Origin of the sequence: Parenemella sanctibonifatiensis, from assembly GCF_002250565.1 — a bacterium.
Taxonomy (GTDB): domain Bacteria; phylum Actinomycetota; class Actinomycetes; order Propionibacteriales; family Propionibacteriaceae; genus Parenemella; species Parenemella sanctibonifatiensis.
On the sequence record NZ_NMVJ01000001.1, the window covers coordinates 320945 to 340973 of the forward strand.

The following is a 20029-nucleotide window of genomic DNA, read 5'->3' on the forward strand; positions in this document are numbered from 1 at the left end:
TCGTCCCTTACTCAGTTCGCGGCCAGCTCGGCGGCCCGCTTGGCGGCGCCGTCCATGGTGTCTACCTGCTCCAGCAGCGGCAGGTTCGCCTCGGTCAGGATCCGGCGACCCTCCACCGCGTTGTTGCCGTCCAGACGGACGACCAGCGGCTTCGGCTCGGTGCCGGCCTCGGCCAGCAGCGCAAAGGCCTGGACGATGCCGTTGGCGACTGCGTCACAGGCGGTGATGCCGCCGAAGACGTTCACGAAGACGCTCTTCACCTGGGCGTCACCCAGGATGATGCCCAGACCGTTGGCCATCACCTCGGCGTTGGCGCCGCCGCCGATGTCGAGGAAGTTGGCGGGCTTGGGCTGCCCCGGGAATTCCTCGCCGGCGTACGCGACGACGTCCAGGGTGCTCATCACCAGGCCGGCACCGTTGCCGATGATGCCGACGCTGCCGTCGAGCTTGACGTAGTTGAGACCCTTCTCCTTGGCGGCGACCTCGAGCGGGTCAGTCGCGGAGACGTCGGCAAGCGCAGCGTGGTCCTCGTGGCGGAACTCGGCGTTCTCGTCGAGGGTGACCTTGCCGTCCAGTGCGACGATCTTGCCGTCACCGGTCTTGACCAGCGGGTTGACCTCGACCAGCGAGGCGTCCTCCGCGGCGTACACTCCGCCGAGCTTGACCAGCACGTCGGCGATCGCGGCCCGGTCGGCCTCGTCGAAGCCGGCGGCCTCGACGATCTCGGCAGCCTTGGCCGCGTCGATGCCGACCAGCGGATCGACCGAGACGCGCGCCAGCGCCTCAGGGCGCTCAACGGCGAGCTGCTCGATCTCCATGCCGCCCTCCTTGGAGCACATGGCGAGGTAGGCCCGCTCGCTGCGGTCCAGCAGCACGGAGAAGTAGTACTCCTCGGCGATGTCGGCGCCCTCGGCGATCATGACCTTGTGGACCGTGTGGCCCTTGATGTCCATGCCAAGAATCTGCTCGGCGTGGTCGGCGGCCTCCTGCGGACTGCGCGCCAGCTTGACGCCGCCGGCCTTGCCGCGGCCGCCGGTCTTCACCTGCGCCTTCACCACCACGACACTGGTGCCGAGCTGCTCAGCGGCAGCCTTGGCCTCCTCGGGTGTGGTGGCGACGATGCCGCGAAGCACGGGCACACCGTGCTTCTCGAACATGTCACGCGCCTGGTATTCGTACAGATCCACGACGGCTCCATCCTGTCTGGGTGCCAGTACACCCAACGTCACGTGCACCGGCCCTCCCGGACCGGAGGGCGCCCCTGCGGACGCTCAACCCTGGCTTGGGTTTCTCTTGGAAACACTAGTGCTCAGGCCCTCACAACGCCATCGGGGGCCAGTTTGGGGCTGCCGTGAACAGGTTTTCTCGGTCCCGTGAGAAGATTCCTGAAGCCATTACCGGTTCACCCTGAGAAATGCTAAGGTTGCTCGCGGCTGAGTCGGAGCCCTTCCCACACACCCGGGTGACGCAGCACAGCAGAAGTCGTACTGAGGAGCGAGTGTCGGTGAACGCAGGACTCGTAGGCCGCCTGGTGGGCAAGCGGCGCGCGCGTCGAGCTCTGGAGACAGAGCCCGCCGCAGCGACCGATGACAAGGCCGAAGCACTCGACGCCGCCGACGAGGACCTTTCTTGGGGCGCGATGCTGCGTCACGGACTGGCCACCTGTGCCATCTCCGGTCTCGGACTGGTGCTGATGGGCACGGTCGCCATGACCTCCTCAGCGCAGGCAACTGACACCCACCCGGTGGCGGGCTTGCAGAGTGACCAACCCAACATCACGGCGGCCGAGCCCCGCCCGCTGTCGATCAGCGAGCGCAGCGAGGCCGCGCTCAGCATGACCGAGGAGCGCAAGGCGACCTCCAGCGACGAGGGCGAGGACGGCGGCCTCAGCAGCTTCAACCAGGGTGACGGCCAGAGCACCACTCCCCTGCAGAGCCGATTGGACAAGGCGGTCGGCGCCCAGGTCGAGCAGCAGCGCAGCAGCTCCCTGAACGAGACCAGCCGCAATGCTGACAAGACTTCCGGTGGTGCAGTTGCCGATCGCCGCGAGGAGCAGAAGGCCGAACGCGATCAGCAGATCGCCCAGGAGCAGGAGCGCCTGGTCGAGGAGAAGCGCAAGCAGGAGGAAGAGCAGAAGCGTCAGCGCGAAGCTGCTCTGGCCGGCAACGGCCTCACCCTGCCGCCCAACTTCGAATTCCCGCCGATGGGCGAGATCAGCGGCAAGGGTGCGCTGCCGGTGCCCTCCCCCGCCCGGGTCACCGCTCGCTGGGGTCAGACCGGCCCCTACTGGGGTCGCTACCACACCGGCCTGGACTTCGGCGCTCCCAACGGCACCCCGATCTATGCCGCCGTCGATGGCGTCGTGCTCGCCTCCACCGCGGGTGGCTGGGCCGGCAACCACGTCATCATCCGCGCCTCGGACGGCTCCGGCACCCTGTACGCCCACATGTCCGCCAAGGTCGCCCAGCCCGGCCAGACCGTGACCGCGGGCCAGTTGATCGGCTACGTCGGCTCGACCGGCAACGTGTCCGGCCCGCACCTCCACTTCGAGTACTACCCGCCGGGCACCCGCCCAGGCAGTGTGTACGAGAGCCGCGATCCCGCCGCTTTCCTGCGCAGCCTCGGCGTCCAGGTCGGCTGACCAAGCCCTTCCACACCAGCCCCTCCAGACGGCGTCCGCTTCGGCGGGCGCCGTTTGGCGTACGTGGGGATGGCGTGCGGCTCAGAGCTTTTCGAGCGGGGCGCGCTGCACCAGCAGCCGCTTCAGGCCAGCCGATCCGAAGTCCACATCGGCCTTGAGGTTGCGACCGGCGCCGTGGGTGGCGACCACCGTCCCCATCCCGAAGGTGCTGTGCAGCACCCGATCCCCGGTGGCGACCTGCAGTTCGTTGCGCGTCGACGCGCTGGGGATGCCCGAGCCGATGCTGCGCACCGACGTCTCGGCCTCGCGCTGCCGTGGACCGACGCTGCTGCGCCAGCCGCCGACGGTGCCGACCCGGCGCCAGTCCATCAGGTGCTCGGGGATGTCGCTCCAGAATCGGCTGGCCGGGTTGTGTTGCGGGCTGCCGAACATCGACCGGACCTGGCTGCGGGTGAGATAGAGCCGACGCCTGGCCCGGGTGAGTCCGACGTACGCCAGTCGCCGCTCCTCGGCGATCTCGGCCGGATCGGCCAACGTGCGCTGGTGCGGGAACATGCCGTCCTCGAAGCCGGTGAGGAAGACCGTGTCGAATTCCAACCCCTTGGCGGTGTGCAGCGTCATCAGGGTGACCATCTGGTTGTCCGCATCCGGGATCTGGTCGGCATCGGCGACCAGCGCCACCCGTTCCAGGAAGGCCGGCAGGGAGTCGTCCGGCTCCGGCGCGCCGGCCACATTGAGTCCGTTCTGCGCCAGCTCGGCGCCGGCATCGCCGTCGGGCGGGCCCTGCTCGAGCGCTTCCTCAGCATCCTCCTCGAGGTCCGCCTCGGTGAGGTCGGTGGTGGTCGCCGCGGCGACGAACTCCTGGGCCACCGAGACGAGTTCGACAAGGTTCTCCAACCGGGTCTCGTCCTGGGGATCGGTGCTCTGTTCCAGTTCGGCCACATAGCCTGAGGCCCGCAGGATGCTCGACAGCACCGCATCGGCCGGCTCGCCGGCTGCGACCATCTCGCGATGCTGGTCCATCAACTCCACGAAACCCTGGATCTGACGTACCGATCGGCTCGCCAGCCCCAACTCTCCCGCGTGCGGCAGGGCATCCGCGAAGGACACCCGGTGCTGGGCCGCCCACCGTTCCAGTGCCTCCTCGGCCTTGGCACCGATGCCGCGGCGGGGCACGTTGAGGATCCGGCGCACCGACACGTCATCGCTGGGGTTGGCGATCGCACGCAGATAGGCGATCGCATCACGGATCTCCTTGCGCTCATAGAACCGCACCCCACCGACCACCTTGTAGGGCAGCCCGGTGCGGATGAAGACGTCCTCGAAGGCGCGGGACTGGGCATTGGTGCGATAGAAGACCGCGACCTCGTTGTAGCCCGTGCCCTGGTCGTGCAGCCGATCGATCTCCGAGGCAATGAACTGGGCTTCTTCGTGTTCGGTGTCGGCGACGTAGCCCACGATCTGTTCGCCGTCGCCGGCGGCCGACCACAGCTTCTTGTCCCGGCGCTCGGGGTTCTTCACGATGACCTGGTTGGCGGCCGTGAGGATGTTCTGGGTGGAACGGTAGTTCTGGTCCAGGGTCACCGTGGAGGCGCCCGGGAAGTCCCGCTCGAAGTCGATGATGTTGCGAATCGTCGCGCCTCGGAAGGCATAGATCGACTGGTCGGAGTCGCCGACCACCATCAGGTCCGCCGGCTCCACCACCGGCTCGTCCGGGCCCGCGTCGACCTCCCCGCACAGCTCGCGCACCAGCGCGTACTGGGCGTGGTTGGTGTCTTGGTACTCATCGACCAGCACGTGCCGGCACCGGCGGCGATACTGCTCGCGTACGGCTGGGAAGGCGCGCAGCAGATGGACGGTCGTGGAAATCAGGTCGTCGAAGTCGAGGGCCTCTGCCTGCCGGAGCCGGCGTTGGTACTCCCGATAGGCCTCCACCATCGGCTCGTCGAAGGGCGAGCGTACGTGCGTGCTCGCCGATTCGGGGTCGACCAGCTCGTTCTTGAGGGAGGAGACCCAGTTCATGACCGTACGCACGGGATAGCGCTTGGAGTCCAGGCCCAGGTCCTTGATCACCAGCTGCATCAGTCGCTTGGAGTCGGCGTCGTCATAGATCGAGAAACCGCGCTTCATGCCGAAGGCACCGATCTCGGCCCGCAGGATCCGAACGCAGGCGGAGTGGAAGGTCGAGACCCACATCAGCTTGGCCCGATTGCCGATCAGCTCAGCCACCCGAGAACGCATCTCGGCGGCCGCCTTGTTGGTGAAGGTGATCGCCAGGATCGAACCAGGATGCACGTTCCTCTCCGCGACCAACCAGGCGATCCGACGGGTCAGCACCCGGGTCTTGCCCGAACCTGCGCCGGCGACCACCAACACCGGCCCACCCTCGTGACTGACGGCTTCCCGCTGGGCATCATTGAGACCCTTGAGGAGGTCCGCGGCGGTGAGCCGGGGCCGCTTGTTGCCGGCGGACTTGGTCGCCGGATCCTCCGCTGGCGCGCGGCTGGGAGCGGCTGGATCGGCGGGCACGAAAGCTGGAAACAAGGAATCCGACATGACCGGTCCAGCCTAGTCGAGCCGCCCCCGGTCCGAGGGAGCACCTAGGATGGCGGCCATGCCCGCCCCGCGTCACCGTCCCCGCGTCCGCACCGCTGTCGCTCGGGTCCACCGATGGCCGTGGCGCACGATCGTCAATCGCGGCCTGCTCGGCATCGCCGCCCTGCAGGTGACCGCCGCAACGGCTCTGACACTGACTGATCGGCACCGCAAGCGGGGCCGCCCGGCACCCGACCTGGCGCCCGGTGACCTGCGGGAGGTCACCACCGGTGACGGTGATCGAATCACCGTCTACACCTATGGCCAGGACGCCTACGACGCGATGCTGGAGGCCATCGAGGGCGCGCAGTTCAGCATCGCCTTGGAGTCCTTCATCTGGAAGGGCGACGAGACCGGACAGCAGTTCAAGGAGGCGCTGATCCGGGCGGCCCAGCGGGGCGTGGAGGTACGCTTGGTGTGGGACCGGTTCGCCAATCTGGTGGTCGACCCGCGCTTCTTCCGGTTTCCCCAACACCCCAAGCTGCACGTCCAACCGCACCCGTTGGTCTCCGGTGGCCCCGGCTTCTTCCTGCCCCAGCACTGGGGGCGCAACCACCGCAAACTTCTGGTGGTCGACGAGCACACCGCCTTCACCGGCGGTTACAACCTGGGCAGCCTGTACGCCACCGACTGGCGTGACACCCACGCCCGGATCGTCGGCCCCTCGGTGGCCGAACTGGCCAACGCATTCGAGGACTACTGGAACGCCACCAAGGCCGGTCGCAAGTCTCCGCTGCCCGACTCCTCGGACCGGGGCTGGTTGCCGAGCCTGCGGGTACAGCGCAATGTGCCGCCGCGGTGGGTGTTCCCGATTCGCTACATGTATCTGGAGGCCATCGACCGGGCTTCCGAGCGGGTCTGGCTCACCCACGCGTACCTGATCCCTGACGATGACCTGATGCATGTCCTGCTCAAGGCGGTGCAGCGTGGCGTCGATGTCCGCATCATCGTGCCGGCTGATTCCAATCACGTGGTGGCGGACTGGTTGAGCCGCGGCTACTACGACCGGCTGCTGGCCGGCGGCGTGCGACTCTTCCTCTATCAGAACGCCATGGTGCACGCGAAGACCGCCACCATCGACGGGCAGTGGTCCACCATCGGCACCGCCAACCTGGACCGACTGAGCCTGATGGGCAACTACGAGGTCAACATCGAGGTGATCGACCCCGCGCTGGCGCAGCGGATGGAGGAGGTCTTCGAGGCGGACCTGGAGCGGTGCGTGGAGGTCGACTTGGCCCGATGGCGCCGCCGTCGGGTCTGGAAACGCGCCACCGAGGCGATTCTCGCCCCGCTGCGACCGCTGCTCTGATCCCCGCCCAGCGGGCGCCTTGCAGCCGTTTGTCGACAAAAGCACACGTTTGCTCAGCGACAATTCAGCGGAAGTTGTGGTGCTCAGGGGACAGCCCCCGCTGTCAGCGCCATTACCGAGGGGGTAGCCTGAACCCTATGGGAACTATCATTGCGTACATCGTCATCGGGCTCCTCGGCGGAGCAATCGCCAAGGCCATCCTGCCCGGCAGGCAGGGCGGCGGCTGGATCGCCACCATCCTGCTCGGCATCGCCGGCGCCCTCATCGGCGGCTTCCTGGGCGGCCTCCTCTTCAACGTCAACTACAACGACGTCTTCAGCTTCCAGGGCCTGATCACGTCGATCATCGGCGCCATCGTGCTGCTCGTCATCTACGGTTTCATCACCAAGAACAAGAAGGCCTGACAACCGCCGATCGGTTCCAGGTACGCCGAAGGCCCGCTTCAGATCGCAGCGGGCCTTCCGCTTTCCCGTGACCGATCAGGTGACGCGCCAGACGCCTCAGATCAGGCGCCGGTCCGAGGCCCAGCGAGCCAACTGGTGCCGATTGCTGAGCTGCAGTTTGCGCAGCACCGAGCTGACGTGGGTCTCGACGGTCTTGATCGAGATGAACAGCTCGGCGGCGACCTCCTTGTAGGTGTAGCCGCGGGCGATCAACCGCATCACCTCGCGTTCTCGCTGCGAGAGCCGGTCGAGATCCTCGTCGACCTGGGCGACATCGATGTTGCCGGCGAAGGCATCCAGCACGAAACCTGCCAGCCGCGGCGAGAAGACCGCGTCCCCTTCGGCCACTCGTCCGATGGCCTCCACCAACTCGTCACCGCTGATCGTCTTGGTGACGTAGCCGCGGGCGCCGGCTCGGATGCAGCCGATGACGTCCTCGGCGGCATCGGAAACCGACAGCGCCAAACACTTGATGTCGGGGGCGTCGGTGCCCAGCTGCCGCAGCACCTCCTGGCCACCGCCGCCGGGCAGGTGCACGTCCAGCAGCACCACGTCGGGCTGCTGCTGCTTGATGACGCTCAGCGCCTCGTCCACGTCGCCGGCCTCGCCGACCACCTGGACCCGGGTGCCGATCTCGTGCCGCACGCCGGCGCGGAACATCTCGTGGTCGTCCACGAGGACGACTCGGCGACGACCGTCATGCTTGCTGTGGCTCACGGGCCGCAGTCTAGCGGCGTACGCCCTCGGTCCCCTCGGCGCTGGGCAGCGGCATCTGCAGTTGCACCTCGGTGCCCTGCCCCGGCGCGGTGCGGATCCGTACGCTGCCGCCGTGCCGCTCCATCCGGCCGACCACGCTGTCACGGATCCCGTGCCGGTCCTCGGGCACCTGGTCGGGGTCGAAACCGGCGCCGCGATCGCGTACGAAGACCTCGATCTGGTCGGCGACCTCGGCGTAGACATCGATCTTGGTGGCGCCGGAGTGCTTGGCGGCGTTGGTGGCGGCCTCGGCGGCCGCGTCGATGATCGCCGAACTCTCCAGCTCCGCATCGCCGACCACGACGAGTTCGACGGGAATGTCGTACTTGTCCTCCACCCGTGCGCAGGCCTCGGTGAGCCCGGTCCGCAGCGCGATGCCCGCTCCCCCGTCGGCGCTGTCACCCCGCGGATAGAGCCAGGCGCGCAGTTCACGTTCCTGTCGCCGCGCCAGGGTCTGCACCGCTGCGGGGTCGTCGCTGCGCTTCTGGATCAGTGCCAGGGTCTGCAGCACCGAGTCATGCAGGTGGGCGGCCATCTCGGCGTGCGCCTTGGCCCGGACCTCTTCCTCCCGGGAGGTCGTGACCGCTTGCCGGGCCCGGTAGAGCCACGGCGCCAGCACCAGACCGAGGCCGCCAAAGAGCATGGTGCCCATGGCGATCGCCTGCGGGACAAATGCAGCCTCCTCGGCAAACACGATGCCGATGGCCCACAGGATCAGGCCCAGGCCAACGACCGTGCGAACGATCACCCACTCCCGGGACCGGCTCAGCAGCGGCGCCAGCCAGGCCGGCCGGTCTGCCTGGTCCGAGTCGGGCCGGGACTGGATCCAGACCAGCAGGATGCCGGCACCGCCGAGCAGTGCGGCCAGCCACGGCAGGCTGCCGGTGACGCCATCGAGGATGATCCCCAACGACATCGCGGCCAGGATCGCGAGCGCGATCCAGCGCCAGGTGCCGTGCTTGGCGCGCTTGCCGCGGGATCGGCCGTGGCGGCTGGGCCGGCGTTCGTCGGCGGGCAGCCAGATCCACAGGCCGACATAGACCAACGAGCCGACGCCGTTGAGCATGGTGATGAAGACGAAGAAGGCCCGCAGGATCCCGACCGGGATGCCGGTACGCCGACTCAGCGCAGCGTTGACACCGGCGACCCAGGGGCGGATCGGCGGGCGTTCGGGGCGCTGCGGCAGGGCGGCCGGCGTACGAGCAAGGTCGGTCATGATGGGTCAAGACTCACACGCGCCGGGCCCCCGCACCAGCGTTCCGGCGCCTTCCCCGGGACCTTTCAGGGGATCCCCTGACGACCATGAGGCGTCGACACGAGATGATGGAACCATCCACGAGAGGAGCCGCACGATGTCCACGACCGGCAAGCAACTGAGGCGCAGCACCAGCGACAAGATGCTGGGAGGTGTCTGCAGCGGGCTCGCCAAGTATCTCGGCGTCGATGTGACCATCGTCCGCGTCGGGGTGGCGGTGCTGTCACTGCTCGCCTTCACCGGCGTCCTCGCCTATGTCGTCTGCTGGTTGGTGATCCCGCAGGAGGGCGCGACGGACTCCGAGGCCGAGCGCCTCATCGAGACCGCCAGCCAGCGCTGGCAGGAGCACCAGCAGAGCAAGAGCGATCCGTACGCCCAGGGCGACGCGGATCCCTACCTGCAGCACGACACGAACCACAGCGACACGAACTACACCGACCCGAACCGTCCCAGCGGCCTCTGATCGCCGCCAACGAAAGGACATTCACCATGGCTTCCGGACAGCTTCGTCGCAGCACCAGCAACAAGATGATCGGCGGTGTGTGCGCCGGCATCGCCCGCTACTTCGGCTGGGACGCCACGCTGGTGCGCCTCATCCTCGTCGCTCTGGTGCTGTTTGCTGGCGTCGGCATCCTCGCCTACCTGATCGCCTGGCTGGTCATGCCGGCCGACACCACCTACTGAGCCACCATCTCCTGAACCAGCCAGACCCGAACGGCGCCGCGGACCTCCGCGGCGCCGTTCGCGCGTCACTCCCACTCGCGCGTCACTCCCATTCAATCGTGCCCGGCGGCTTGCTGGTCACGTCGAGGACGACTCGGTTGACCTCGGGCACCTCGTTGGTTATGCGGGTTGACATGGCCTCCAGCAGGTCATACGGGAGTCGACCCCAGTCGGCGGTCATGGCGTCCTCACTGGTCACCGGCCGCAGCACGATCGGGTGGCCATAGGTACGCCCATCTCCCTGGACGCCGACCGAGCGTACGTCGGCCAGCAGCACCACCGGGAACTGCCAGATGTCACGATCCAGGCCCGCCTTGGTCAGCTCCTCACGCGCGATGGCATCCGCGCGGCGCAGCGTCTCGAGGCGTTCGGCGTTGACGGCACCGACGATCCGGATCGCCAACCCCGGCCCGGGAAAGGGCTGCCGCCACACCATCGCCTCGGGCAGGCCGAGCTCGGCCCCGACGGCGCGGACCTCGTCCTTGAAGAGCAGCCGCAGCGGCTCGATCAAGGTGAACTGCAGATCCTCGGGCAGTCCGCCGACGTTGTGGTGGGACTTGATGTTGGCCGCACCCTCGCCGCCACCGGACTCGACCACGTCGGGATAAAGGGTGCCCTGGACGAGGTAGTCAATGCCTTCCTCGTCGGCGATGGCGCGGGCGGCGTCCTCGAAGACCCGGATGAACTCGCGGCCGATGATCTTGCGCTTCTGCTCGGGGTCGCTGACCCCGTCGAGGGCGCCGAGGAAGCGTTCCTTCTCGTCGCGGACCACCAGCTTGGCGCCGGTCGCAGCGACGAAGTCGGTCTCGACCTGTTCGGCCTCGCCGGCGCGCAGCAGGCCGTGGTCCACGAAGACACAGGTCAGCTGGTCGCCGATCGCGCGCTGCACCAGCGCCGCCGCGACGGCGGAGTCGACGCCACCGGACAGCGCGCACAGCACTCGCCGGTCGCCGACCTCGGCGCGGATCGCTTCGACCTGCTGAGCAACGATCGAGGAGGCAACCCAGTCGCCGCGGCAGCCAGCGACGTCCCGCAGGAAGTTCTCGATGACCTGTTGGCCCTGCTCGGAGTGACCCACCTCGGGGTGCCACTGCACGCCCGCGAGCCGCTTGGGGAGGTTCTCGAATGCGGCGACGGGGGCACCGGGCGTACGGGCAAGCTCCGCGAACCCCGCGGGCGCCTTCTGCACCGAGTCGCCGTGGCTCATCCACACCCGAGGCTGGTCGGCCACGCCCGCCAACAGCGCCCCGGCATCGCCGATCACCGCGCCGGTACGCCCGTACTCGCGCTGACCGGTCTGCTCGACAGCGCCACCCAGGGCGGCGGCCATGGCCTGGAAGCCGTAGCAGATCCCGAAGACCGGCACGCCGGCCTCGAACAGCGCCGGATCGATCTGCGGGGCGCCCTCGGCGTACACCGACTGCGGGCCGCCCGACAGGATGATCGCCTTGGGGTCACGGGCCAGCATGTCGGCCACCGACATCGTGTGGGGCACGACTTCGGAATAGACATTCGCCTCCCGCACCCGACGCGCGATCAGCTGGGCGTACTGGGCACCGAAGTCGACGACCAGCACGAGCTCGTGTGAATCCATGGCGCGATCCTATCGGTGTCAGCCGACAGCTCACGCCAGCGAGATCTTGGACTTCCAGGAGACCGCAGTACGCCAGATCAGCACGACCGGCACCAGCACCATGACCGGCACGAATCCCAACGGCACGATGTCATTGCTGCTTGCCAGCTCGGTCAGGGTGATGCTGATCAGGCCGATCCCGCCGCCGCTGGGACCGATCGCCAACGGCAGCAGGAACATCGCTGCCAGCACCAGGACCTGATAGACGAAGTAGAGGACCGTGAAGACGATGATCGGGCCGGCGGCCGCGCCGAGTCGACCGAAGCGGGCCTCGCTGCCGACGGAGGCGGCGAAGAAGTACTGCACCGGCGCCGACACCAGCATCCAGACCATCACCAGCAGCCCGACAACCAGGATCGGGAGCGGCAGCAGGGCGGTCGTCGAGGTCCACAGCTCCTGCAGCGTCGCGCCGAAGTTGGGCACCGTCAGGGCTGAGCCGACCAGGACCAGAGCCAGTGCCCACACCAGTGCGGCCAGGATCACCGTGAAGGACCAGACCAGCTTGGCGGGAAAGATGCGCGGCCCGGGGATGGGCAGGGTCTGGGTGAAATAGCCGGTGCGCCCGTGGCTGGAGCGCCAGTAGTCGATGCCGAGCACCAACGGAAGGGCGCCCACCAGGACGGTCGGGGCGATCAGGATCAGCTGAGCGCCGAGCGATGAGAACAGCGGCAGGTCGGTCACGACGAAGACGACCGCCACCGCGACCACCGCCAGTGCGGCGCCGAAGAGCAGACCGAGCAGGCTGCGGGTGCGAAGGAATTCATGCTTGAGCAGGGTGATCATGCTGCGTGGACCTTCCGGAAGAGGGCATCGAGGGACATTTGGTGTTCGACGCGCAGGTCGTCGACTGCGCCGGTGAGCACCACGGTCCCGGCGCGCATGATGACGGCTGCGTCGAGGACCGGTTCGAGGTCGTGGATGAGGTGGGTGGAGACCACCACCAGGGCTTCGTCTGCCGCGCTGGAGATGATCCCGTCGAGGATGACCTGACGAGCGGCGGGGTCAACGCCGGAGATCGGCTCGTCGAGCAGATACACCTCGGCCCGACGAGCCATCACCAGCGCGATCTGCACCTTCTCCCGCATGCCCTTGCTCATTTGCTTGAGCCGCATGTCCAGATCCAGCCCGAAGAAGTCCAACAGTTCGGCAGCCTTGGTTCGGTTGAAGTCGGCGAAGAAGTCGGCGTACATCCCGATGCAGAAGCGAGGCGTGGCGCCGTCGGACAGCAGGCTGGCGTCGGGCAGGAAGGCGACCTTGGCCTTGGACTGCGGCCCCGGCTCGTGGCCGGCGATGCGGACGTCGCCGCTGTAGTCGGCCAGGACGCCCGCGAGCACCTTGAGCAGAGTGGTCTTGCCGCAGCCGTTCTGACCGAGCAGGCCCACGATCTGGTTGCCGGACAGGCTGAGGTCGAGGTTGTCGACGGCACGATTGGCACCGTAGGTCTTGGTCAGGCTCTGAATTTCAATGGCCGGGCTGTTGTCAATGGCCATGGCTGTTTCCTCCGGTCGCATCGCCGGGCTGAGAGTCGGATGCGGGGTGGTCATGCTGATCCCATCTGTCGTGGAGCAAGGCGGTTGCCTCGTCCCGGGTGAAGCCGTGGCCACGCAGGCCGCGGATGAAGTCGTCGGTGGCGGTGGCGGCAAGGTCCCGTCGCAGCGCCCGGATCCGGTCGGCGTCGTCGGTGACGAAGCGGCCGGTGGTGCGGTGAGCACGACACAGGCCTTGGCGTTCGAGCTCGGCCAGGGCGCGCTGGACGGTGTTCGGATTGACGCCCACTTCCAGGGCCAACTCGCGTACGCCACCAATCCGCTCCCCCGGGGTCCAGACTCCCGTGACGATGCGCCGGGAGAACTCAGCCACGAGCTGCAGCCAGATCGGCTGAGTCGGGTCGAAGTCGGGTTTCACGTCACCTCCTGGGGTTTAGGACCTGTATTGCTGTACTAGGTGCTTAATACAATAACACGCGCATGGCTCCAGGTCCACTGCAAGTGAGGATGAGGCGTACACCCCCGCCGCCACCCCGGCCCCATCCGAGATCTGGACCCGGCTGGAATATCTGGAAGGAATGTGCGTTTATATGCCTATGACGATTTTTGATGATGCCACCGCTCTGGTCGGACGTACGCCGCTCGTCCGCCTCGGAAAGCTCTTCGCCGACAGCCCCGCCAATGTCGTTGCGAAGCTGGAGTTCTACAACCCCGCCAACTCCGTCAAGGACCGCATCGGAGTCGCGATGATCGACGCTGCTGAGCGCTCCGGCGAGCTCAAGCCTGGCGGCACCATCATCGAGGCGACCTCGGGCAACACCGGCATCGCGCTGGCCTGGGTCGGCGCCTCGCGTGGGTACACCGTCAAGCTCGCCATGCCCGAGACCATGTCCAAGGAACGCCGCGCACTGCTGCGCGCCTTCGGCGCCGAGCTGGTGCTGACCCCCGGCCCCGAGGGCATGAAGGGTGCGGTCAACAAGGCCGAGGAGCTCGCCGCCAACGGGGAGGGCGTGCTGGTGCGCCAGTTCGCCAACCAGGCCAACCTGCAGATCCACCGCGACACCACCGCCGAGGAGATCTGGACCGACACCGAAGGCAACATTGACGCTTTCGTGGCCGGCATCGGCACCGGCGGCACCATCTCCGGCGTCGGCCAGGTGCTCAAGGAACGCAAGCCCGAGGTGAAGATCATCGCCGTCGAGCCCGAGGAATCAGCAATCCTGTCGGGCAACCAGCCCGGACCGCACAAGATCCAGGGCATCGGCGCCAACTTCATCCCCGAGATCCTGGACCGCTCCGTCATCGACGAGGTGCTGCCGCAGAACATCACCTCCTCGGTCGAGTGGGCCCGCAAGATCGCCACCACTGAGGGCCTGCTGGTGGGCCTCAGCTCCGGCGCCGCACTGGCGGCCGCCAATGAGCTGGCCGGCCGCGAGGAGTACGCCGACAAGACCATCGTCGTCGTGCTTCCCGATTTCGGTGAGCGTTACCTGTCCACCCTGCTCTTCGAGGGTCTGGTTGACTGACCGGGTGACCGAGCTGAGCTTCTGGGGACGGATCCGCGAGGATCTCGACGCTGCCATGCGTGAGGATCCCGCGGCCCGTTCCCGGGTCGAGGTGGCCCTGATGTATCCGGGCGTCCACGCCGTGTGGGCACACCGGGTCTGCCACCACATCTGGACCACCCAACCGGCGTTGCGTCCGCTGGCCCGCGGGATTTCCCAGCTGGCACGGGCACTGACCGGCATCGAGATCCACCCGGGCGCGGTGATCGGCCGCCGGGTCTTCATCGACCACGGCATGGGCGTGGTCATCGGTGAGACCGCCGAGGTCGGCGACGACGTGCTGATCTATCACCAGGTCACCCTCGGCGGGCGCTCGCGGGGCCGCTTCAAGCGCCACCCCACCGTCGGCAACAACGTCCTGCTCGGGGCCGGCGCCAAGATCATCGGCCCGGTCACCATCGGCGACGGCACCAAGGTCGGCGCCAACGCGCTGGTCGTCAAGGACGTCGCCCCAGGATCGGTGGTCACCGGCGTACCGGGTCACATCAACGAGCCCTCGGGCGACGTCATCGCCTGAGGGCGTACGCCGCTGGTGGCCCGCTGGCCCAACCCAGCCGTACGACTACGCGAAGCTGTAGTTGTGCAGCCCACCGGCCCAATCCAGGCGCGCAACTACCGGATGCTGTAGTTGTGCAGGCCGTCCGGCCCAAACCGGGTGCGCAACTACAGGATGCTGTAGTTGCGCAGGCCATCTGGGCCACCCCCGGCGTACGCCCGTACGGGGCATCCCGCATGATGTAATCTCGGCGCATGTCGAGTCCACCAGCCACGGCCGCGTCGGCCCGCCACCGCGCTGCGGGGTTCATCGAACGGCACGGCCTGACGCTGGCCGGCATCGGCTTCAGCCTCTTCCTGCTCCAGGTGCTGATCAGCATCTTGGGCCTGCCGCCGCTGTACTGGCTTCCCCCGTACGCGCTTCAGGCCATCGTGCTGATGGTGCTGGCCATGGCCGCCACCAGGCTCGGCCCCACGCGGATCGCCCGACTGACAGGGATCGCCCTCACCACGCTCATCGCCGCAGCGATCTTCGGCCTGGTGCTCACGACGCTCCACCGGGGCGGTTGTTACGACGCCGGCCGACAACTCCCCTACGCCAGCGACGTACAGGTGCCGGAGAGCTGGGACCAGTCCGCCATCATGTCCTGGACGTGGACCGGGGACATCCGTTGCGAGCTCTATCTCGACTCGGGAGAGATGAGCTACGAGATGACGTGGTGGGAGTACCTCACCGTGCTGGGTGACTGACCCGGCAACCCCGCGGCAACCCTTGCGCAACGTTTTCTGCGGGCTTACCGTGGTGCTCGGCGTCGACTCGCGACGCCTGCGAACCCAACGGAGGGCTCATGGTTCACCACTCACCCGGCACGGCGCCTGGGAATCGGACGGCGGCCGACGGCGTACGTCGCCTCGGTCGGCTGCTGGCCACCATCACCGTCGCGGGTGCGATGGCGCTCGCGCCGTTCACCCCGGCAAGCGCGCAGGACGTCGCCGGCGGCATTCCCAGCGACGACCCCCGCGTCCAGGAGGTCCTGGCCCAGGACGACAACCTGGACTATCTCGGTACGCCGGTCACCACCCAGATCCCCAGCCAGGCTGCCCAGGGCACCGAAGACGGGCGCCACGTGTCCTACCAGGTCTTCAAGGGCCGACCCGACACCGACTATCCCGCCACCTTCGCCGTCACCGACATCGAGACCGGCGACCAACTCTTCACCTGCCCGGTGACCGGCGCCGAGCACGTCCGCAACCTTGACGTCGCCACCGACGGCCGGGTCTACTGGGGCACCTACTACGACTCGAAGCTGTGGCGCTACGACCCCGCCAGCCAGGCCTGTGAGGACCTCGGGGCGATCTCCGACGGTGACGTCGCCGACCACGCCTTCGGCGTCGCCCCCGGCCCCGACGGCTCCATGTTCCTCGGCGTCTACCCCGACAGCCGCCTCTATCTGGTCGACCCCGAGACCGACGAGATCGAGCTGCTGCGCGAGGTCGACCCGGGCGCCGACTACATCCACGGCATGGCCTACGACCCCGCGAGCGACACCGTCTACGTCGGCTCCGGCGGCGTACGGCCCCAGATTTGGGCCATCACCGAGGGCGGCCGCGGGGAGCAGACCCTGATCGCCGACGAGTCCAACGCACCCGGACTCGGCGACGGCGGCGCGACGACCGTCGGCCGCATGGACCTGGTCGGCGACCGGCTCTTTGCCCAGGTCGGGTTGCGGATGCTGATCCTCGACCTCGACGGCAACGTCGTCCACTGGGACGCCAGCCAGACCCGCTACTTCTTCGGCCACCACGCCATCGAGGGAGCCGAGCCGGGCACCGTGCTCTTCTCCACCGAGGGCTGGAACCTGGTCGAGTACGACATCGCCGCCAACACCTTCCGCGAGACCGACATCAACCTGCGCGGCTACATGTCCAACGGTGTCGTCGACGATTCCAGCGGTACGCCGCTGCTCTACGCGACCTCCTCGCTCGGCGTCGTCGTCGCGGACCTCACCACCGAAACGGTGCTGTCGGACAATCCGATCAGCTTCGCCGTCCCGACGCTGATCCAGAAAGTGCTGAAGGGCCCGGACAACACGATCTTCGCCTCCGGCTACATGGTTGGTCTGGCGCAGGTCGACAAGACCGGAGCCGAGCACGGCACCACGATGCAGCGCGGCCAGTACGAATCCTCGACGGTGCGCGACGGCAAGATGTATCTGGGGGCGTACGGGCACTCGAAGTTTGAGGAGCTCGACCCGGAGACCTTCGACCCGAACGACCCGAACACCGTGCCCCGGCTCTTCGAGAGCGCCGACCAGGGCCAGGACCGGCCCTTCGGGATGGCGTACAACCCCGATCGCGACGAAATCTACATGGGCTCGGTCGCGATCTATGGCCAGACCCAGGGCGGCTTGGCGATCTGGGACGGCGCCACCGGCGAGCACGTCTGGTTGACCGAGGAGATCGGCGCAGGCGAGAACGTCGTCGGCGTCGCCTACAACCCCACCGACGGCATGGTCTACATCGGCACCACCGTCGACGGTGGGCTGGGGTCTGCGCCCAGCGGCAACACCGCCGGCAAGCTGATCGTCCTGGACCCGGAGACCCGCACCGTCGTGAAGACGCTGGATCCGGCCGGTGAGGAGCGCGAGGGCGTCACCGGTGTCATGGTCGCCGATGACGGCCGCGTGTACGGCGTCGCCGAGGAGGCCCTGTTCGTCTACGACCCCACGACCGGCGAATCGACCGTGGTCGGCACCGTCGGCGGCCGTTACGGCTCCGGGACCCAGTGGGCGTACGGCAACGTCAACCAGTCCCCCAAGGACGGCAGGATCTACGTCACCGCGGGCTCGCGCTTCAGCATGTACGACCCGGCCACCGGGCAGACCACCCGGATCGCGAACGGGCTGAGCTGGTCCAACGTCGACGAGGACGGCGACGTCTATCTGGCCACCGGCGCGCACCTCTTCCGCTACAACGTGGAGCCGGCGGTGGCGCAGTGCGACACGACCATCACCGAGGACCACACCGGTCCGCTGACCATCACCGAGCGCATCACCTGCATCGAGGGCGCGAGCGTACGCGGCCCGATCCAGGTCACCGACGGCGCCGGACTTCGCCTGGTCAACGCGGAGATCCGCGGCCCGATCACGGCCAGCGGTGCCGCCGAGGTCACCATCCTCGACAGCGACATCCGGGGTCCGGTGACCATCACCGGCACCACCGCCTCGGTCGAGATCCGGTCCAGCACGATTGCCGGCCCGGTCCGGGTCACCGGCACCGGCGAGGGAGTCACCCCGGTGATCGCCGGCAACCAGATCACCGGTCCGCTCGCCTGCTCCGGAAACGCGAACGCTCCGGTGAACGAGGATGCGGCCAACACGGTCCGGGGTCCGGCCTCCGGGCAGTGCGCCGGGCTCTGACCAGGCCGATGAGGCCCTGACCCGGCCTCATCCCCCGCTGGACCGGGACGCCCCGGGCCCGCTGCGGCGGGTCCGGGGCGTCGTGTGCGCGCACTACGTGCAGTCGATTCTGCACAGGTCCCGAATACGGGGGTCGCGACGAATCGACTGCACGTCTTGCGCGCAACTCTGTCGATTCAGGCGGGTTCTTCGCCGCGGGCGATGGCCTCGTGGTGCCGGACCACCTCGGAGACGATGAAGTTGAGGAACTTCTCGGCAAACTCCGGGTCGAGGTGGGAGTCCTCGGCCAGATGACGCAGCCGGGCGATCTGTTGGGCCTCGCGTTGCGGATCGGCCGGCGGCAATCCGTGCCGGGCTTTCAGGACCCCCACCCGCTGGGTAATCCGGAATCGTTCGGCCAGCAAGTGCACCAGCGCGGCATCCATGTTGTCGATGCTGGCGCGCAGCCGCATCAGCTCGGCGTACACCTCGTCCTCGGGGCTGTTCGGCTCGGCCATGGCCCAGACGATACCGGCGTACGCCCATGCGGGCCGAGATTTCTCGGCCAGCAGGACCGCCTCAGACCAGCACGACCTCGCAGCGCTGGAACTCCTTGATCTCGGTGTAGCCGGTGGTCGCCATCGCCCGCCGCAGCGCGCCGACCAGGTTCATCGACCCATTCGGTTCGTGCGAGGGACCCAGCAGGATCTCCTCCAGGGTGCCGACCTGACCGAGGTTGGTGCGTTCGCCGCGGGGCAGGTCAGCATGCCAGGCCTCCGGGCCCCAGTGGTAGCCACCGCCGGGAGCCTCCACCGCACGGGCCAGCGGCGCGCCGACCATCACGGCATCCGCGCCGCAGGCGATCGCCTTGGCCAGGTCACCGGACGAACCGACCGAACCGTCGGCGATGATGTGGACGTAACGACCGCCGGACTCATCCAGGTAGTCACGGCGGGCCTCGGCCACGTCACTCAGCGCGGTCGCCATCGGCACCGCGATGCCGAGCACCTGGCTGGTGGTGTAGGTGGTGCCGCCGCCGAAACCGACCAGGACACCGGCCGCGCCGGTCCGCATCAGGTGCAACGCGCCCTGGTAGGTCGCGCAGCCGCCGACGATGACGGGGATCTCGACGTCATAGATGAACTGCTTGAGGTCCAGCGGCTCCTGCGCCTGGGACACGTGCTGGGCGCTGACGGTGGTGCCGCGGATCACGAAGAAGTCCACGCCTGCCTTCTCCACCACACCCGCGAACTCCTGGGTGCGCTGCGGCGACAGCGAGCCCGCCACGGGCACGTCGGCATCGCGCAGTTCACCGAGGCGCTGCTCGATGAGTTCAGGCTGGATCGGGGCGGCGTACAGCTCCTGCAGCTTGCGGGTGGAGCGGGTCGGGTCGTCGATCGCGGCGAGTTCGGCGAGCTTGCTGGTGGGGTCGTCGTACCGGGTCCACAGCCCCTCGAGGTTGAGGACACCCAGTCCACCCAGGCGCCCCATGGCGATGGCGGTTTCGGGCGACATCACCGAGTCCATCGGCGCGGCCATCAGCGGGAAGTCAAACTCGATGGCATCGATCTTCCAGCTGAGGTTGACCTCTTCGGTGCCACGCGTACGCCGCGAGGGCACGATGGCGATGTGATCGAGGCCGTACGCCCGGCTCGCCCGCTTGCTCCGACCGATGTCTTCCATGGGACTCCTGTCCACCGCATCCTGCGCCAGCCACGAACGGCCAGCC

Annotated in this window: 19 protein-coding genes; 9 read left to right on the forward strand and 10 right to left on the reverse strand. The window is 67.9% G+C overall.

Going from position 1 to position 20029, the window contains the following annotated elements; genetic code table 11:
- Nucleotides 1–11: 11 nt before the first annotated feature.
- Nucleotides 12–1187 (reverse strand): ADP-forming succinate--CoA ligase subunit beta, encoded by a 1176-nt coding sequence (gene sucC, locus CGZ91_RS01595; RefSeq protein ID WP_094452220.1) that lies wholly within the window; start codon nucleotides 1185–1187, stop codon nucleotides 12–14.
- Nucleotides 1188–1504: 317 nt separating this feature from the next.
- Here sucC and CGZ91_RS01600 point away from each other — a divergent pair, with 317 nt between their 5' ends.
- Complete coding sequence (locus CGZ91_RS01600) at nucleotides 1505–2641, forward strand: M23 family metallopeptidase (RefSeq protein ID WP_179229167.1); 1137 nt, start codon at nucleotides 1505–1507, stop codon at nucleotides 2639–2641.
- An 81-nt stretch (nucleotides 2642–2722) separates the two neighbouring features.
- Here CGZ91_RS01600 and CGZ91_RS01605 read toward each other — a convergent pair whose 3' ends face one another.
- Nucleotides 2723–5197: a UvrD-helicase domain-containing protein gene (locus CGZ91_RS01605; protein WP_094452222.1), complete on the reverse strand. Its 2475-nt coding sequence runs from the start codon at nucleotides 5195–5197 to the stop codon at nucleotides 2723–2725.
- Nucleotides 5198–5255: 58 nt separating this feature from the next.
- On the opposite strand from CGZ91_RS01605, the gene CGZ91_RS01610 reads away from it, so the two are divergent.
- Together CGZ91_RS01610 and CGZ91_RS01615 are read left to right on the forward strand one after the other, a co-directional pair.
- Nucleotides 5256–6545, forward strand: a complete 1290-nt coding sequence (locus CGZ91_RS01610) for a phospholipase D-like domain-containing protein (RefSeq protein WP_094452223.1) — start codon at nucleotides 5256–5258, stop codon at nucleotides 6543–6545.
- A 137-nt stretch (nucleotides 6546–6682) separates the two neighbouring features.
- Entirely contained in the window at nucleotides 6683–6949 is a 267-nt protein-coding gene (locus CGZ91_RS01615; protein WP_094452224.1) for a GlsB/YeaQ/YmgE family stress response membrane protein, read from the forward strand.
- A 96-nt stretch (nucleotides 6950–7045) separates the two neighbouring features.
- Here CGZ91_RS01615 and CGZ91_RS01620 read toward each other — a convergent pair whose 3' ends face one another.
- Together CGZ91_RS01620 and CGZ91_RS01625 are read right to left on the reverse strand one after the other, a co-directional pair.
- Nucleotides 7046–7705 carry a response regulator gene (locus CGZ91_RS01620; protein ID WP_407670812.1) on the reverse strand — a complete coding sequence of 220 codons (660 nt, stop codon included), beginning with the start codon at nucleotides 7703–7705 and terminating at the stop codon, nucleotides 7046–7048.
- Nucleotides 7706–7715: 10 nt separating this feature from the next.
- Complete coding sequence (locus CGZ91_RS01625; protein ID WP_094452225.1) at nucleotides 7716–8960, reverse strand: ATP-binding protein; 1245 nt, start codon at nucleotides 8958–8960, stop codon at nucleotides 7716–7718.
- 136 nt (nucleotides 8961–9096) lie between these two features.
- Between CGZ91_RS01625 and CGZ91_RS01630 the strand changes: the two genes are divergently transcribed.
- Both CGZ91_RS01630 and CGZ91_RS01635 read left to right on the forward strand, forming a co-directional pair.
- Nucleotides 9097–9462 (forward strand): PspC domain-containing protein, encoded by a 366-nt coding sequence (locus CGZ91_RS01630; protein ID WP_094452226.1) that lies wholly within the window; start codon nucleotides 9097–9099, stop codon nucleotides 9460–9462.
- Between the two features lie 26 nt (nucleotides 9463–9488).
- A complete protein-coding gene (locus CGZ91_RS01635; RefSeq protein ID WP_094450598.1) occupies nucleotides 9489–9683 on the forward strand; it encodes a PspC domain-containing protein in 195 nt (64 codons plus the stop codon).
- An 82-nt stretch (nucleotides 9684–9765) separates the two neighbouring features.
- Here the strand turns inward: CGZ91_RS01635 and guaA are convergent, their stop codons facing one another.
- The 4 genes from guaA to CGZ91_RS01655 are packed head-to-tail and all read right to left on the reverse strand — an operon-like array spanning nucleotide 9766 to nucleotide 13260.
- Nucleotides 9766–11316 (reverse strand): glutamine-hydrolyzing GMP synthase, encoded by a 1551-nt coding sequence (gene guaA, locus CGZ91_RS01640; protein ID WP_094450600.1) that lies wholly within the window; start codon nucleotides 11314–11316, stop codon nucleotides 9766–9768.
- A 30-nt stretch (nucleotides 11317–11346) separates the two neighbouring features.
- Nucleotides 11347–12138, reverse strand: a complete 792-nt coding sequence (locus CGZ91_RS01645; RefSeq protein WP_094452227.1) for a hypothetical protein — start codon at nucleotides 12136–12138, stop codon at nucleotides 11347–11349.
- Entirely contained in the window at nucleotides 12135–12845 is a 711-nt protein-coding gene (locus tag CGZ91_RS01650) for an ABC transporter ATP-binding protein (protein ID WP_094452228.1), read from the reverse strand. Before CGZ91_RS01650 ends, CGZ91_RS01645 begins: the two co-directional genes overlap by 4 nt.
- On the reverse strand, nucleotides 12835–13260 hold the full coding sequence (locus tag CGZ91_RS01655; RefSeq protein ID WP_094450603.1) for a GntR family transcriptional regulator: 426 nt from the start codon (nucleotides 13258–13260) through the stop codon (nucleotides 12835–12837). The genes CGZ91_RS01650 and CGZ91_RS01655 overlap by 11 nt, the downstream gene beginning before the upstream one ends.
- Nucleotides 13261–13438: 178 nt before the next feature.
- Here CGZ91_RS01655 and cysK point away from each other — a divergent pair, with 178 nt between their 5' ends.
- The 4 genes from cysK (at nucleotide 13439) to CGZ91_RS01675 (ending at nucleotide 18321) form a co-directional block, all read left to right on the forward strand.
- Nucleotides 13439–14368 (forward strand): cysteine synthase A, encoded by a 930-nt coding sequence (gene cysK / locus CGZ91_RS01660; protein ID WP_094452229.1) that lies wholly within the window; start codon nucleotides 13439–13441, stop codon nucleotides 14366–14368.
- 4 nt (nucleotides 14369–14372) lie between these two features.
- Nucleotides 14373–14924: a serine O-acetyltransferase EpsC gene (epsC, locus tag CGZ91_RS01665; protein WP_267490221.1), complete on the forward strand. Its 552-nt coding sequence runs from the start codon at nucleotides 14373–14375 to the stop codon at nucleotides 14922–14924.
- 233 nt (nucleotides 14925–15157) lie between these two features.
- A complete protein-coding gene (locus CGZ91_RS01670; protein ID WP_094452231.1) occupies nucleotides 15158–15652 on the forward strand; it encodes a hypothetical protein in 495 nt (164 codons plus the stop codon).
- Nucleotides 15653–15750: 98 nt separating this feature from the next.
- Nucleotides 15751–18321, forward strand: coding sequence for a PQQ-binding-like beta-propeller repeat protein (locus CGZ91_RS01675; protein WP_094452232.1), 2571 nt, complete (start codon nucleotides 15751–15753; stop codon nucleotides 18319–18321).
- Nucleotides 18322–18497: 176 nt separating this feature from the next.
- Here the strand turns inward: CGZ91_RS01675 and CGZ91_RS01680 are convergent, their stop codons facing one another.
- Both CGZ91_RS01680 and CGZ91_RS01685 read right to left on the reverse strand, forming a co-directional pair.
- Nucleotides 18498–18818 carry a chorismate mutase gene (locus CGZ91_RS01680; RefSeq protein ID WP_094452233.1) on the reverse strand — a complete coding sequence of 107 codons (321 nt, stop codon included), beginning with the start codon at nucleotides 18816–18818 and terminating at the stop codon, nucleotides 18498–18500.
- A 61-nt stretch (nucleotides 18819–18879) separates the two neighbouring features.
- A complete protein-coding gene (locus CGZ91_RS01685; RefSeq protein WP_094452234.1) occupies nucleotides 18880–19983 on the reverse strand; it encodes a GuaB3 family IMP dehydrogenase-related protein in 1104 nt (367 codons plus the stop codon).
- Nucleotides 19984–20029 lie beyond the last annotated feature (46 nt).